Here is a 14386-nt window from a genome sequence, read left to right on the forward strand (position 1 = left end):
TCTCTAAGAGTGCCTAACAAAACCCCCACGGGGCCGCGCGAGAGGCGCCGGGCGAGCGAGGCAAGGAAAGCGACGAAGGCGGTGGTGGACCCCACCGCCGAGGACCTTGACGCAGCATCGAGAAGCCCGCCGCCCCTCGCCCGGAGGGAGAAAGCCAGGCGGGCGCCCCGCGTCGTCAGCGCCCTTGAACGATGAACCACATCGCCCTGCGGGCCCTTCCTTGCGGTGCATCCCGCCTGGTTTTCTCGCGGCCCCGTCAGGGTTTTGTTAGGCACTCTAGGGTATAAAAGAAAGCTTCCGCTCTTTCGAGGTGCCCATGTCCCAGACCCCCGATGCGATCCTGCAGGAAACCAAGCGCCGCATGCATGCGTCCGTGGAGGCCCTGAAGAAGGAGATGGCCACCATCCGCACCGGCCGGGCCAACGCCAGCCTGCTGGACAACGTGCACGTGGAGTACTACGGGTCCATGGTGCCCCTGAACCAGATGGGCAGCGTGTCCGTGCCCGAGTCCGGCATGCTGGTGGTGACCCCCTTCGACAAGAGCGCCATCAAGGCCGTGGAGACGGCCATCCTCAAGTCCGACCTGGGCATCAACCCGGCCAACGACGGCCAGGTGATCCGCCTCCCCATCCCCATGCTCACGGAAGAGCGGCGCAAGGAGCTGGTGAAGGTCCTCCACCGCCTGGGCGAGGAGATCAAGACCGGCGTGCGCAACATCCGACGCGACGCCAACGAGGACGTGAAGAAGCTCGAGAAGGCCAAGGAGGGCCACATCTCCGAGGACGCCGCCAAGAAGGCCCTGGACGACATCCAGAAGCTCACCGACCTCCACACCAAGGAGATCGAGGAGGCCCTGAAGCACAAGGAAGCCGAGATTCTCAAAGTCTGAGGCGATAGGCTGTCAGTAGGTGCCGCGGCCCTTCGGGGCCGCGGCCTTTTGTGGATCCGTCGACGATGCCGAGCCTCCCCACCCTCGCCCTCCTCTTGCTCGCCGCCCTGCTGGCGGGCTTCATCGATGCGGTGGTGGGCGGCGGCGGGCTCATCACCGTGCCGGCCCTCATGCTCGGGCTGCCCGCGGGCACGCCGCTGCCCACGCTGCTGGGCACCAACAAGGTGGTGGCGGTGACGGGCACGACCATGGCGGCGGGCAAGTTCCTGCGCTCCGGGGCCGTGGCCTGGCGGGAGATGGTGGTGCCGGTGCTGGCCTCGGCCCTCGGCGCCTCCGGGGGGGTGTGGCTCACCTACCGGGTGCATGCAGACTTCCTGAAGCCCGTGATGCTGGGCCTGCTGGTGGCCATGCTGGCCTTCACCCTGCTGAAGCCGGACCTGGGCCATCTGCACGCGCCCCGGTACGGCCTCCATCACCAGCGGGGCCTGGCGGCCCTCATCGCCCTGGGGCTGGGCTTCTACGACGGGTTCTTCGGGCCGGGAACGGGCTCGGTGCTGATCTTCCTCTTCGTGGCGATCCTGGGGTTCGACTTCCTGCGGTCCTCGGCCCTGGCCAAGGCGGTGAACTGGGCCTCGAACCTCACCGCCATGAGCCTCTTCGTCTGGCGGGGGAGCTGGATCCCCTCGGTGGCCCTGGGCATGGCGGCGGCCAACGGTGTGGGCGGCTACCTGGGGGCGCACGTGGCCCTGAGTCGGGGCAGCCGCTGGGTGCGGGGCGTCTTCATCGGCGTGGTGGGCGCCCTCATTCTGCGCTTGGGCTGGCAGGTCGTCCGCGGCTAGGCTTTTCGGATGCCCTCCCGCCCCCGTCCCTTCCCCTGGGACGTCCTCATCCGAACCTTGAGATTCTTCTACCTGCTGTGGGGCGGGATGCTGCTCTCCACGCTGGCCTTCTACGGGCGCCTGAAGGTGCCCCCGTTCCTGTGGCACTGGCCGGACCTCTGCCGGGCCCTCGTGGGGCCCTGGGGACGGGCCGTGGCCCTGGGCCTCGGCCTGGTGATGTGCCTGGCGGCCCTCCTGGAGGTCTGGGAGCTGGTGGACCGGCTCCTGGTCCGCTTCATGGGCGAGTCCGAGCACTGAGCCTGTTGGAATGCGCTTGGTGAATCGGACCCTTTTGGCGATCCTGGAGCCTTGGGCTTGAACCCTTTCCGGGTTCGGGCCATTCAAGAAGCGTGTCCCGGAGGCAGGTCGATATGGCGCAGGCGGTTCGTGGAGTGGTCAAGGCAGGACTGATGCTGGGCGCGGCTGCCCTGCCGGCGGCGGCCCAGAGCCTGGCCCTTCCGGCCGCGGACCCCGTGGGCATCGCCCGCAGCGGGGCCCAGGTGGCCTACGGCTACAGCCTGGAGGCGGCCTCCACCAATCCGGCCCTGCTGGCCTCGCTGAAGGAGAAGACGGGCTTCTACGTGGCGGGCGGAATGGAACTGGCCTCCAGTCAGGAGAGCCTCGAATCGAACCAGAAGACCTGGTACACCTCCGACCGCAACCGCGTCATCGGGGCCTTCGGGTTGTCCATGCGCCTCTCGCCCAAGCTGACCCTCGGGCTCAAGCTCGATGAGCCCTACCTGCGCCACGGCAAGTTCGGTGACGATGCGCCCAGCCGCTTCCTCGGCGATGGCATCGACCTGTCCGCCCACCGACTGGAAGGCCAGGCCGCCTGGATCCTCAATCCGAACATGTCCATCGGCCTGGGGCTCGGCGTGGCCCGGCTCGGGTACGAATCCAGCAGCGTCATGCGCTTCGGCGTGCCCCTCGATCCCTCCCTGCCCGTCTCGGGCACGAACACGGTCCAGGGCGTGGTGGAGCAGCGGGTGGGACAGAGCGGGAACAAGGTGGTTCCGAGCTACTCGCTGGGGTTCCGCTGGGCCATCAATCCGCGCTGGACTCTGGGCGCCACCCACCAGTCCGGGCTCAAGGGCGATCTCGACATGAGCGCGGGCTACCGGGGCGCCAGCCTGGGCCTCTACGCCAACGACGGACTGAGTGCTCCGCCCCTCGGCACGGAACTGCGATCCCCCGGCATCCTGTCGGCTTCGACGCCCGTGGCCAGCGGTTCGGGGAGGCTGGAACTGCCCTCCCAGACCGCGGTGGGCTTCCGGCACCGCGCCCACCCGATGGTGACCTGGGAAGCGGATCTGCGCTGGACCGCAGCCGGCCTGAGGGTGCCCGATTTCGCCCGGGTGTCCACACCCTCGGGGATGGTGACGGCCCCGGCGGAGCTGCCCCGCGGCAAGGGCCACTTCGGCCTCAGCGCCTCGGTCGAGGTCGAGCTGGGCAAGTTCTGGACCCTGCGGGGTGGCCTCGCGCTCGATCAGCGCGCCGTGGAGGAATCCATGATCGAGCCCTTGCTGGGCGGGGGCCGAACCGCGGCCTTCTCCGTGGGGGCGGGCTACAAGACCTGGGGCGGCGAGCTGAGCATCGGCTACCAGTTCCGCCAGAGCGAGGATCTGAGCACGCGGCGCCTGGACGGCGTCTGGAGTTCCTCCGGCTTCCGCTCCACGGGCACCCTCGAGCGGATCGAAGGCATGGGGCATCTCCTGGCCATCGGGTACCGGAAGACGTTCTGACCATGCCCCGGATGGAACCCTAGATGCGTTTTCTCGGCCCCCACGCCTGCGAAGAGGCCCTGGCCCGCGGAGAGCTGCACACGGCCTGGATCGCCCCGGCGGCCTTCGGGCGGCTGGCCAAGTTCATCGCGGAGGCCCGGTCGGCGGGCGTGGTCATCCACCGCGAGCCCATGGAGAGCCTGGATCGGCGCAGCCAGGGTCAGCGCCACCAGGGGGTGCTGGGCGAGGGCGGCCCCTTTGCCTACGCCGACTTCGACGAGATCGCCTCCCGTGTCCGGGCCAAGGGCGCAGCCGCGCTGGTGCTGGCGCTGGATGGCGTCACCGACCCCCACAACCTGGGGGCCATCCTGCGTTCCGCCGCCGCGGCGGCCGTGGACGGCGTGATCCTGCCCGAGCGGCGCTCCGCGGCCGTGAACGAGACGGTGGTGCGCGCCAGCGCAGGCACGGCGGGCCGCGTGCCCGTGTGCCGCGTGGTGAACCTGGGCCGCGCCCTGGACGGCCTGAAGGAGGCCGGGGCGTGGATCTACGGACTGGCGGCGGGGTCCGGCAGCCGCGACTACCTGCAGGAGCCCTTCGATCGCGCCGCGGTGCTGGTGATGGGCGCCGAGGGCGAGGGGCTGCACCTCAAGATCCGCGAGCGCTGCGACATCCTCCTCCACATCCCCATGCCGGGAGGCATCGAGAGCCTCAACGTCTCCGCCGCCGCGGCGGTGACGCTGTTCCGTGTGCTGGCGCGCCGTGGATAGCCACGCTCCGAAGTTTTCGCTTGAGGCCCCCATGGGCGCGTGATAGCGTTGGAGTTCCCTGTCAGGAAAGCCCTGCCTCGCAGCGACCCTGACACGGAGCCCCGGCAGGGGTTCCGAGGGGAGGCTTCCCGGGTTTCCCGGAAGCATTGACAAGCCCCGGGAGGGGCGCTGGACAGACAATGCCGAGATGGCCGAGTGGTTAATGGCAGCAGACTGTAAATCTGCCACGCATCGCGTTACGGAGGTTCGAATCCTTCTCTCGGCACCAGTCCTCTGGATCCCATCCAGATCGCTGGATCCCGCTTTCGGGATTCCACCGCGGGAATAGCTCAGTTGGTAGAGCGTCAGCCTTCCAAGCTGAATGTCGCGGGTTCGAGCCCCGTTTCCCGCTCCACCTCCCCGTCCTGCCGGCCCCGCCCGGTCCGACGGCAAGGCCCCCCGCTCCGGCGGGAAGGTTCAAAGCCCACATAGCTCAGCGGTAGAGCACTTCCTTGGTAAGGAAGAGGTCACCGGTTCAAGCCCGGTTGTGGGCTCCACCCTTTGCACATTTTCCCTTCATCATCTTCTCTCCCACCTTCCAGGAGGCATCCGTGGCCAAAGAGAAATTCGATCGTTCCAAGCCCCACGTCAACATCGGCACCATCGGCCACGTGGACCACGGCAAGACGACGCTGACCGCCGCCATCACGTTCGTGCTGGCCAAGAAGTTCGGTGGCGAGACCAAGTCCTACGACCAGATCGACTCCGCGCCCGAAGGGAAGGCCCGCGGGATCACGATCAACACCGCCCACGTCGAGTACCAGACCGAGAAGCGCCACTATGCCCACGTGGACTGCCCCGGTCACGCCGACTACGTGAAGAACATGATCACCGGCGCGGCCCAGATGGACGGCGCCATCCTCGTGGTCGCCGCCACCGACGGCCCCATGCCCCAGACCCGCGAGCACATCCTGCTGGCCCGTCAGGTGGGCGTGCCCTACATCGTGGTCTTCATGAACAAGATCGACATCGCCGACCCCGAGCTCGCCGAGCTGGTGGAGATGGAGATCCGCGACCTGCTGTCCTCCTACCAGTTCCCCGGCGACGAGATCCCCATCATCAAGGGTTCCGCCCGTCTGGCCCTGGATCACGCCGACACCCCCGAGCACCCCGACTGCGCCTGCATCCATGAGCTCATGGCCGCCGTCGACGCCTACATTCCCGATCCTGTCCGCGCTATCGACAAGCCCTTCATCATGCCTGTCGAGGACGTGTTCACCATCACCGGCCGCGGCACCGTGGTGACCGGCCGCATCGAGCAGGGCATCGTGCGGGTGGGCGAGGAAGTCGAGATCGTCGGCCTCAAGGACACCGTCAAGAAGGTCGTCACCGGCGTCGAGATGTTCCGCAAGTCCCTGGATCAGGGCCAGGCTGGCGACAACGCCGGCATCCTGCTCCGCGGCGTGGAGCGCAAGGATGTGGAGCGCGGCCAGGTGCTCGCCAAGCCCGGCAGCATCACTCCCCACACCAAGTTCAACGCCCAGGTGTACGTGCTGACCAAGGAAGAGGGCGGCCGCCACACCCCCTTCTTCAACAAGTACCGTCCCCAGTTCTACTTCCGCACCACCGACGTGACCGGCTCCATCGAGCTCGAGGCCGGCCGCGAAATGGTGATGCCCGGCGACAACGTCACCCTGACGGTCGAGCTGATCCAGCCCATCGCCATGGACAAGGGCCTGAAGTTCGCCATCCGTGAGGGTGGTCGCACGGTGGGCGCCGGCAACGTGGGCGAGATCCTGGCCTAAGGCCGGTCCCGCCCTCCGACTCAGGAGGTCACCATGCGCGACATCGTTCACCTGCAGTGCCAGGACTGCAAGCGCAAGAACTACAGCACCACCAAGAACAAGAAGACCACCACGGGCAAGCTTGAATTCAACAAGTTCTGCCGGTTCTGTGGCGGTTACCGGGTCCACCGAGAGGCCAAGTAGGCTCCGGTCCCGAGGGTTCCCGCCCGGCTCACCAGATGCCGGGCGGTCCCACAGGGGAGTAGCTCAGCTGGTAGAGCAGCGGACTCCAAATCCGCAGGTCGCGGGTTCGAACCCTGTCTCCCCTGCCACCTTCCCGGCCCCGGCGAACCCGCCCGGGGCCAGGTTTTTCTCACCGAATCCTTTCCACGGGGTCCATCGTGATTGGTGCCATCAAACAGCAGGCCAGGGATCTGTTCGCAGAGCTCGACCGGGTGGACTGGCCCAGCAAAGAGAAAGTGCTGACCTCCACCTACACGGTGGTGATCGTCTCGGTGTTCGTCGGGGCCTATCTGTGGGCGGCGGACTGGGTCTTCTCCAAGGGCTTCGCCTACTTCTTCCTGAAGACCCGCTGAGCCGGAGGCAGCCATGACCGATCTCATGAGCACTCCCCAGGACACGGTGGTTCCCGCCCAGATCCAGGGTCGTGAACTCAAGTGGTTCATCATCCACACCTACTCGGGCTACGAGGCCAAGGTGATGGAGCATCTCCGCCAGCGCATCAAGATGGAAGAGCGCGACGCGAACTTCGGGGACATCCAGATCCCCGAGGAGACCTACGAGGAGATGAAGGTCGACGCCAAGTCCGGCAAGAAGGAGCGCGTCGTCAAGAAGCGCAAGTCCTTCCCCGGCTACCTGCTCGTGCAGATCCAGGTGGAGCGCAAGCCCGACGGCTCCGTGGAGATGGCGGATGCCGACTGGCACCTGGTGCGGAACACGCCCAAGGTGACCAGCTTCGTGGGCGCCAACAAGAAGCGCCCCACGCCCCTGACGGACGAGGAAGTCCGCCAGATCATGCACCACACGGAAGAGACCCAGGAGAAGCCCAAACCGAAGTACCACTTCGAGCGGGGCGAGAAGGTGCGCATCATCGATGGCCCCTTCGCCAACTTCGAGGGCGACGTGGAGGAAGTCCACGAGGAGCGCTCCACCATCAAGGTCATGGTCACGGTCTTCGGACGGTCCACGCCGGTGGAACTGGACTTCATCCAGGTGGAAAAGAGGTAGTTCCCCCTTTTCCTGGAAGACTTTTCGGGCCATTTCGATTACACTTTCCAGTCCCGGTCTCTTTTGACCGGGACCTTTTTCACCCGGTTGGCGGCCTCTCGGGACACGCCACCCTACAAGGCGGGCGTCGCCGGCATGCGCCGGAATCCCCCGCGGGAGCACACCCATGGCAAAGAAGATCACCGGCTACATCAAGCTGCAGCTGCCCGCGGGCGAGGCCACGCCGGCCCCTCCCGTCGGTCCCGCGCTGGGCCAGCACGGCGTCAACATCATGGAGTTCGTGAAGCAGTTCAACGCGAAGTCCGTGGGCGCGGTGGAGAAGGGCACCACCCTCCCCGTCGTCATCACCGTCTACGCCGACCGCAGCTTCAGCTTCATCCTCAAGACCCCGCCCGCCGCCGTGCTGATCAAGAAGAAGATCGGCCTGGACAAGGGCAGCCCCACGCCCAACAAGCAGAAGGTCGGCAAGATCACCAAGGCGCAGCTCGCCGAGATCGCCAAGGTGAAGATGCCCGACCTCACCGCCGGCAGCCTCGAGGCCGCCGTCCGTTCCATCGCCGGCTCCGCGCGCTCCATGGGCGTCGAAGTCATCGATTGATTTTTTCCGCGTGGGTCCCAAGCCCACGCGAGCGTTTCGATTCACCTGTTGGAGAACTGCGTCGTGCAGTGATCCCGGCCACCGCGACCGTCATCGCGGGAGATCGTTCGAGTAGGAGCCAATATGGCAAAACCTGGAAAGAAGTACCGGGCTGCCGCGGCCAAGATCGAAGATCGCCCCTACGAGCTCAAGGATGCGCTCACCGTCGTGAAGGACACGGCCTACGCCAAGTTCGACGAGACGGTTGAAGTGCACATGCGGCTCGGCGTGGATCCCCGCCACGCGGACCAGATGGTCCGCGGCACCATCGTCCTGCCCCACGGAACGGGCAAGACGATGCGCGTGGCGGTGATCGCGGGTGGCGAGAAGATCAAGGAAGCGGAAGCGGCGGGCGCCGAGATCGTGGGCGGGGACGAGCTGGTCGAGAAGATCGCCGGCGGGTTCCTCGACTTCGATGCCCTGGTCGCGACCCCCGACATGATGAAGGGCGTCGGCCGTCTCGGTAAGGTGCTGGGCCCCCGCGGCCTCATGCCCAACCCCAAGACCGGCACCGTGACCTTCAACGTGGCCCAGGCCATCAAGGAGATCAAGGCCGGCAAGGTGGAGTACCGCGTCGACAAGACCGGCATCATCCACGCGCCCGTGGGCAAGCTCTCCTTCGGCGTCGAGAAGCTGGAAGAGAACGCCAAGGCGCTCATCGATGCCGTGAACAAGGCCAAGCCCGCCACGGCGAAGGGCAAGTACGTGAAGACGATGTACATCGCCTCCACGATGGGCCCCTCGGTCACCCTCAACACCACAAGCGTTGAGAAGTAGGAGGCCGACCATGGAAAAGAATCAGAAGATCGCTGAAGTCGCCGAGCTCAAGGAGACCTTCGCCACGGCCACCTCGGCCGTCGTGATCGAATTCAAGGGCCTCGGGGTCGAGAAGGACACCGCGTTCCGCAAGAACATCCGCGAGAGCAAGGGTCACTACCGCGTCGGCAAGAACACGCTGCTCCGCCTGGCCGTGAAGGACACCACCTTCGAGGGCCTCGGCGGTTCCTTCAAGGGCAACAGCGCCGTGGCCACCACCAAGGACGACGTCGTCGCCCTTGCGAAGGCCATCAACGGCTTCCTGAAGGACAACCCGGCTGCCACCTTCAAGGCCGGCATCATGGACGGCAAGGCCATCAACGCCGCCCAGCTGCAGACCCTGGCCGAGCTGCCGAGCCGCGATGTGCTCATCGCCAAGCTGCTCTACCTCATGCAGTACCCCATCTCCGGTCTGGCGGTCGCCCTCGATGGCATCCGCAAGCAGAAGGCCGGCGAGTAGCTCCCAACCCCGAATCCAAAACCTTTCATCGCATGTAGGAGGCCATCATGGCTCTCACCGCCGACCAGCTCATCGCTGAGATCGAAACCATGACCGTCCTTGACCTGGCGAACCTGGTCAAGGCCCTTGAGGAGCGCTTCGGCGTCTCCGCCGCCGCCATGGCCGCTCCCGCCGCCGGCGGCGCCGCCCCGGCCGCCGCTGCCGAAGAGCAGACGGAATTCAACGTCATCCTGGCTGACGCCGGCGCCAACAAGCTGAACGTCATCAAGGCCGTCCGCGAGATCGTCGCCGGCCTGGGCCTCAAGGAGGCCAAGGACCTCGTTGACGGCGCCCCCAAGCCCGTCAAGGAAGGCGTGGCCAAGGACGAAGCTCAGAAGATCAAGGAAAAGCTCGAAGCCGCTGGCGCCAAGGTCGAGATCAAGTAGTTCCTTTTCCTGCACTAACGCAAAGCGTGGGGTGCCTCCTGCACCTTGCGCTTTGCGGTTTTGTCTGGACATGGTACGATTATTCCTTCCGCCCGGTCCCTCGGGCGGTCCCGCCACCTTCAAAGGCCCCTGGTTGCGAAACGCCTTCCGCCGCAGCGCCAATCACCTTGCTGGGCCGCTCCCTCCACCGATGGGTGGCGGGGTGGCCTTCGGTGCGTGTGTTGTCTGCGTGGTCCGCGTCGCCGACTTCTGATCCCTTCCCCGGGGCCGCGGCTCCGGGGGCATCGCCGTCTTTGCTCAAGGCCCGCGACACCGCCCCACTGCGTCGCGCGCCGTTCATCGAAGGTTCCGCCAACTTCATCTGGAGCGAACCATGAGTGTTCAGCAGAACATCTACCGCCAGCGCCACAACTTCTCGAAGATCCGGTCCCTGGTCCCCATCCCGAACCTGATCGACATCCAGAAGCGGAGCTACGACGAGTTCCTCCAGATGAACCTGCTCCACAGCGAGCGGGAGTCCCGCGGCCTCAAGGCCGTGTTCGAGTCGATGTTCCCCGTGCACAACGGCAAGAACGCCGATGGCACGGACGCCACCCTCGAAGTCGAGTTCCTCGACTACACCGTGGGCCACTGGGCCTGCAAGTGCGAGAAGTACCTGGGCCTGGAACACCTCCGCACGAGCTGCAAGCAGTGCGGCCACAGCATCGTGTCGGACCACCCGAAGGATCCCACGGTGGACTGTCCCAAGTGCGGCACCCGCAACAAGAACGCCGCGACCATCTGTGACGTGTGCCAGGAGCCCGTCTCGATGAAGCAGAAGATGGGCATGGACGAGTGCGTCGAGCGCGGCGCCACCATGGCCGCCCCCCTGAAGATCCGCGTGCGCCTCAACCAGTTCGACAAGGACGACAAGGGCAACCGGCGCTTCAAGCAGAGCCAGGATTCGGAAGTCTACTTCGGCGACCTGCCGATCATGACCGACCGCGGCACCTTCATCATCAACGGCACCGAGCGCGTGATCGTGAGCCAGCTGCATCGCAGCCCCGGCGTCTTCTTCAGCATCGCGCCGGACAAGAGCCTCTACAGCTCCCAGATCATCCCCTACCGCGGCTCCTGGATCGAGTTCGAGCTCGATTCCAAGGGCCTGCTCTACGCCCGCATCGACCGCAAGCGCAAGTTCCTCGGCGCCACCTTCATGCGCGCCCTGGGCCTGTTCAGTGAGGACCTCGGCTCCAACGAGACCATGCTCCGCCACTTCTACGCCCCCGCCACCTTCTTCCTCAAGAAGGGCAAGCTGAGCGTGGCCGTGAGCGAGCTGCTGGTGGGTCGCAAGCTCGGCGAGGCCGTGAAGCACCCCAAGACGAAGGAAGAGATCCTCGCCAAGGACAAGAAGATCACCCGCCGCGTCCTCGAGCAGATGGAGAAGGCGGGCATCAAGGACGTGCCCGTGGAGCGGGAGATGCTCGACGGCGCCGTGCTGCTGCAGGACATCGTGAACATGGGCACCGGCGAAGTGCTCATGGAGGCCAACGAGCCCTTCCTCCAGACCCACCTGGAGATGTTCCTGGCCAACGACGTGCAGTCCTTCGACGTCTGCTTCCCCGAGGCCGACCTCACCGGCAAGATCTTCTCCGAGACCCTGGCCAAGGATCACACCGAGGACAGCGAGGAAGCCGCCAAGGAGCTCTTCAAGAAGATCCGGCCCGGCGAGCCCGCCACGCTGGAATCCAGCAAGAAGCTGCTCTACGGCATGTTCTTCGACCCCCAGAAGTACGACCTCAGCAAGGTGGGCCGGCACAAGATCAACGCCAAGCTGGGCCTCAGCACCGACCTGGACTTCCGCACCCTCGGCACGGACGACTTCGTCCAGACCGTCCACTACCTCCTGCGCCTGAAGAAGTACGACACCACCCGCCAGGACATCGGTGAGATCGCCCCCGTGCGCGCCGACGACATCGACCACCTGGGCAACCGCCGCGTGCGGTCCGTGGGCGAGCTCCTGGAGAACGGCTTCCGCGTGGGCCTGGTGCGCGTGCAGCGCGCCATCAAGGAGAAGTTCAGCATCGCGCAGGATCCCAACAGCCCCCTGCAGGCGCACGACCTGATCAACAGCAAGCCCGTCATCGCGGCCATGAAGGAGTTCTTCGGCAGCAGCCAGCTCTCCCAGTTCATGGACCAGACCAACCCGCTGTCCGAGATCACCCACAAGCGCCGCCTCTCGGCCCTCGGACCGGGCGGCCTCAGCCGCGACCGCGCGGGGTTCGAGGTGCGCGACGTGCACACCTCCCACTACGGCCGCATCTGCCCCATCGAGACGCCTGAAGGCCCGAACATCGGCCTCATCAGCTCGCTCTCCTGCTACGCCCGCATCAACGAGTTCGGCTTCATCGAGAGCCCCTACCTGAAGGTGGAGAACGGCCGCATCGTCCACTTCGCCAAGGTCACCAGCGTGGGCGACTCCAAGTTCGGCTATATGGACGTGGTCCGCCTCGAAGACCTGGAAGCCGAGAACAAGAAGCTGACCAAGGCCGGCAAGCGCGCCGCCAAGTTCGAGATGCATGCCTTCTACCTCTCCGCCTGGGAGGAGGACGAGCACGTCATCGCGCAGGCCAACGTTCCCGTGGACGCCGACGGCGCCATCCTCGACGAGGACGTGACCGTCCGTGTCGCCGGCGAGACGAAGATCGTCGCCCGGGACAAGGTCACCCTCATGGATGTGAGTCCCAAGCAGGTGGTCTCCGTCGCTGCCAGCCTCATCCCCTTCCTCGAGAACGACGACGCCAACCGAGCCCTCATGGGCGCCAACATGCAGCGCCAGGCGGTGCCCCTCATCCGCACCGAGGCCCCCATCGTGGGCACCGGCATGGAATACGTGGCCGCCAAGGATTCCGGCGCCTGCGTGGTCTGCCGCCGCTCCGGCATCGTGGAGACCGTGGACGCCAACCGCATCGTGGTCCGCGTCGAGGATGACCCTGAGACCGAGGGCGTCGAGTCCGGGGTGGACATCTACACCCTGGTGAAGTTCGCCCGCAGCAACCAGAACACCTGCCTCAACCAGATGCCCCTCGTGAAGAAGGGCGAGTACGTCACCGAGGGCCAGATCCTGGCTGACGGTCCCTGCACGGACCACGGCGAGCTGGCCCTGGGCCGCAACCTGGTCGTGGCCTACATGCCCTGGCGCGGTTACAACTTCGAGGACGCGATCCTGATCTCCGAGCGCGTGGTGAAGGAAGACCTCTACACCACCATTCACATCGAGGAGTTCGAGGTCCACGCCCGCGACACCAAGCTGGGCCCCGAAGAGATCACCCGCGACATCCCCCAGGTGCGCGAGGAGGCCCTCAAGAACCTCGACGAGTCGGGCATCATCCGCACCGGCGCCACCGTGCGCCACGGCGACATCCTGGTGGGCAAGGTCACACCCAAGGGCGAGACCATCCTCAGCCCCGAGGAGAAGCTGCTTCGCGCCATCTTCGGCGAGAAGGCCAGCGACGTGAAGGACGCCAGCCTCACGGTGCCCCCGGGCATCGAGGGCACCGTGGTGGACATCAAGGTGTTCACCCGCAAGGGCCAGGAGAAGGACCTCCGCACCCAGCAGATCGAGCGCGACCAGATCGCCAAGTGGGAGAAGGACCTCTCCGACGAGGAGCGCATCATCCGCGCCGAGGCCAAGAAGAAGATCGTGGCCCTGCTGAAGGGCAAGGAGCTCTCCGAGACCCTCACGGACGACAAGGGCCAGAAGGAGCTGCTGCCCAAGGGCAAGAAGCTCACCCAGAACATGCTCGAAGCCGTGCCCTACCACCGCTTCCGGCAGATCTCCGTGGCCGCCGGCAAGAACCGCATCGAGACCGAGGTGCTGGACATCCTCGACAAGACCGAGAGCCAGCTCAAGGTCCTGCGCAACATCCTCGACGAGCGCATGGAGCGCCTGCTCAAGGGCGACGAGCTCATGCCCGGCGTCCTCAAGACCGTGAAGTGCTACGTGGCCGTGAAGCGCAAGCTGCAGGTCGGCGACAAGATGGCCGGCCGCCACGGCAACAAGGGCGTGGTCAGCCGCATCCTCCCCGTGGAGGACATGCCCTACCTGCCCGATGGCCGCCCGGTGGACATCGTGCTGAACCCCCTCGGCGTGCCTTCCCGCATGAACATCGGCCAGGTGCTCGAGTGCCACCTGGGCTGGGCCGGCAAGACCCTCGGCGTCCACTTCTCCACGCCCGTCTTCGACGGCGCCCGCGAGGCGGACATCAAGGGCTTCCTCACCCAGGCCTGGGAGAAGAACGGCAAGCTGGGCCCGGACATCACCGGCAAGACCATGCTCTTCGACGGCATGACCGGCGAGGCCTTCGAGCAGCCCGTGAACGTGGGCTGCGTCTACATGCTCAAGCTGCACCACCTGGTGGACAACAAAATCCACGCCCGGAGCATCGGGCCCTACAGCCTCATCACCCAGCAGCCCCTCGGCGGCAAGGCCCAGTTCGGCGGCCAGCGCTTCGGCGAGATGGAAGTGTGGGCCCTCGAGGCCTACGGCGCCGCCCACGTGCTGCAGGAGCTGCTCACCTACAAGTCCGACGACATGCACGGCCGCACCCAGATCTACCAGGCCATCATCAAGGGCGAGACCATCAAGGATCCCGGCCTCCCCGAGAGCTTCAACGTCGTGAAGAAGGAACTCAACGCGCTGTGCATCGATGTCGAGATGCTCACCCGCGAGGAGCTGGATCCAGGCCTGACGGAAGAGGAACCCGCGGTCTTCACCATCGAAGGCTGACCGTACCGGTCGAA

The 14386-nt window shown here is 66.0% G+C and carries 14 protein-coding genes and 4 tRNA genes; all 18 read left to right on the top strand.

What is annotated here, in order from left to right; translation table 11 throughout:
- Nucleotides 1-316 precede the first annotated feature (316 nt).
- The 18 genes from frr (at nucleotide 317) to rpoB (ending at nucleotide 14372) form a co-directional block, all read left to right on the top strand.
- Complete coding sequence (gene frr / locus MLG87_RS13275) at nucleotides 317-889, top strand: ribosome recycling factor (RefSeq protein ID WP_243295631.1); 573 nt, start codon at nucleotides 317-319, stop codon at nucleotides 887-889.
- 65 nt (nucleotides 890-954) lie between these two features.
- The gene (locus MLG87_RS13280) at nucleotides 955-1728 is read left to right on the top strand and encodes a TSUP family transporter (RefSeq protein ID WP_243295632.1); all 774 of its coding nucleotides are present in this window, start codon (nucleotides 955-957) and stop codon (nucleotides 1726-1728) included.
- Nucleotides 1729-1737: 9 nt separating this feature from the next.
- A complete protein-coding gene (locus MLG87_RS13285) occupies nucleotides 1738-2025 on the top strand; it encodes a hypothetical protein (RefSeq protein WP_243295633.1) in 288 nt (95 codons plus the stop codon).
- A 152-nt stretch (nucleotides 2026-2177) separates the two neighbouring features.
- Complete coding sequence (locus MLG87_RS13290; RefSeq protein WP_243295634.1) at nucleotides 2178-3509, top strand: OmpP1/FadL family transporter; 1332 nt, start codon at nucleotides 2178-2180, stop codon at nucleotides 3507-3509.
- Between the two features lie 23 nt (nucleotides 3510-3532).
- Complete coding sequence (gene rlmB, locus MLG87_RS13295; RefSeq protein ID WP_243295635.1) at nucleotides 3533-4255, top strand: 23S rRNA (guanosine(2251)-2'-O)-methyltransferase RlmB; 723 nt, start codon at nucleotides 3533-3535, stop codon at nucleotides 4253-4255.
- A gap of 181 nt (nucleotides 4256-4436) precedes the next feature.
- Nucleotides 4437-4523 (top strand) — tRNA-Tyr (locus MLG87_RS13300).
- Nucleotides 4524-4573: 50 nt separating this feature from the next.
- A tRNA-Gly gene (locus MLG87_RS13305) sits at nucleotides 4574-4649 on the top strand.
- Between the two features lie 67 nt (nucleotides 4650-4716).
- Nucleotides 4717-4791 (top strand) — tRNA-Thr (locus tag MLG87_RS13310).
- 54 nt (nucleotides 4792-4845) lie between these two features.
- Nucleotides 4846-6039, top strand: coding sequence for an elongation factor Tu (gene tuf, locus MLG87_RS13315; protein ID WP_243295636.1), 1194 nt, complete (start codon nucleotides 4846-4848; stop codon nucleotides 6037-6039).
- 33 nt (nucleotides 6040-6072) lie between these two features.
- A complete protein-coding gene (gene rpmG, locus MLG87_RS13320; RefSeq protein WP_026853109.1) occupies nucleotides 6073-6222 on the top strand; it encodes a 50S ribosomal protein L33 in 150 nt (49 codons plus the stop codon).
- A 52-nt stretch (nucleotides 6223-6274) separates the two neighbouring features.
- Nucleotides 6275-6350 (top strand) — tRNA-Trp (locus tag MLG87_RS13325).
- Nucleotides 6351-6419: 69 nt separating this feature from the next.
- Entirely contained in the window at nucleotides 6420-6614 is a 195-nt protein-coding gene (gene secE / locus MLG87_RS13330) for a preprotein translocase subunit SecE (protein ID WP_243288286.1), read from the top strand.
- 13 nt (nucleotides 6615-6627) lie between these two features.
- Entirely contained in the window at nucleotides 6628-7266 is a 639-nt protein-coding gene (nusG, locus tag MLG87_RS13335; protein ID WP_243295637.1) for a transcription termination/antitermination protein NusG, read from the top strand.
- A gap of 166 nt (nucleotides 7267-7432) precedes the next feature.
- Nucleotides 7433-7864, top strand: a complete 432-nt coding sequence (gene rplK, locus MLG87_RS13340) for a 50S ribosomal protein L11 (RefSeq protein ID WP_243295638.1) — start codon at nucleotides 7433-7435, stop codon at nucleotides 7862-7864.
- A 123-nt stretch (nucleotides 7865-7987) separates the two neighbouring features.
- Nucleotides 7988-8680 (top strand): 50S ribosomal protein L1, encoded by a 693-nt coding sequence (gene rplA, locus MLG87_RS13345; RefSeq protein WP_243288284.1) that lies wholly within the window; start codon nucleotides 7988-7990, stop codon nucleotides 8678-8680.
- A 10-nt stretch (nucleotides 8681-8690) separates the two neighbouring features.
- Nucleotides 8691-9179 carry a 50S ribosomal protein L10 gene (gene rplJ / locus MLG87_RS13350; RefSeq protein ID WP_243295639.1) on the top strand — a complete coding sequence of 163 codons (489 nt, stop codon included), beginning with the start codon at nucleotides 8691-8693 and terminating at the stop codon, nucleotides 9177-9179.
- 47 nt (nucleotides 9180-9226) lie between these two features.
- Nucleotides 9227-9604: a 50S ribosomal protein L7/L12 gene (rplL, locus tag MLG87_RS13355; RefSeq protein WP_243288282.1), complete on the top strand. Its 378-nt coding sequence runs from the start codon at nucleotides 9227-9229 to the stop codon at nucleotides 9602-9604.
- A 373-nt stretch (nucleotides 9605-9977) separates the two neighbouring features.
- Nucleotides 9978-14372 (top strand): DNA-directed RNA polymerase subunit beta, encoded by a 4395-nt coding sequence (rpoB, locus tag MLG87_RS13360; protein ID WP_243295640.1) that lies wholly within the window; start codon nucleotides 9978-9980, stop codon nucleotides 14370-14372.
- Nucleotides 14373-14386: the final 14 nt, after the last annotated feature.

Source organism: Geothrix mesophila (assembly GCF_022808835.1).
Lineage (GTDB): Bacteria > Acidobacteriota > Holophagae > Holophagales > Holophagaceae > Geothrix > Geothrix paludis.

Bases quoted from the DNA above. Each gene is read 5' to 3' on its own strand.
- frr (WP_243295631.1), top strand. From the start codon at position 317: ATGTCCCAGACCCCCGATGCGATCCTGCAGGAAACCAAGCGCCGCATG.
- MLG87_RS13280 (WP_243295632.1), top strand. From the start codon at position 955: ATGCCGAGCCTCCCCACCCTCGCCCTCCTCTTGCTCGCCGCCCTGCTG.
- MLG87_RS13285 (WP_243295633.1), top strand. From the start codon at position 1,738: ATGCCCTCCCGCCCCCGTCCCTTCCCCTGGGACGTCCTCATCCGAACC.
- MLG87_RS13290 (WP_243295634.1), top strand. From the start codon at position 2,178: ATGCTGGGCGCGGCTGCCCTGCCGGCGGCGGCCCAGAGCCTGGCCCTT.
- rlmB (WP_243295635.1), top strand. From the start codon at position 3,533: ATGCGTTTTCTCGGCCCCCACGCCTGCGAAGAGGCCCTGGCCCGCGGA.
- rpmG (WP_026853109.1), top strand. From the start codon at position 6,073: ATGCGCGACATCGTTCACCTGCAGTGCCAGGACTGCAAGCGCAAGAAC.
- nusG (WP_243295637.1), top strand. From the start codon at position 6,628: ATGACCGATCTCATGAGCACTCCCCAGGACACGGTGGTTCCCGCCCAG.
- rplK (WP_243295638.1), top strand. From the start codon at position 7,433: ATGGCAAAGAAGATCACCGGCTACATCAAGCTGCAGCTGCCCGCGGGC.
- rplA (WP_243288284.1), top strand. From the start codon at position 7,988: ATGGCAAAACCTGGAAAGAAGTACCGGGCTGCCGCGGCCAAGATCGAA.
- rplJ (WP_243295639.1), top strand. From the start codon at position 8,691: ATGGAAAAGAATCAGAAGATCGCTGAAGTCGCCGAGCTCAAGGAGACC.
- rplL (WP_243288282.1), top strand. From the start codon at position 9,227: ATGGCTCTCACCGCCGACCAGCTCATCGCTGAGATCGAAACCATGACC.
- rpoB (WP_243295640.1), top strand. From the start codon at position 9,978: ATGAGTGTTCAGCAGAACATCTACCGCCAGCGCCACAACTTCTCGAAG.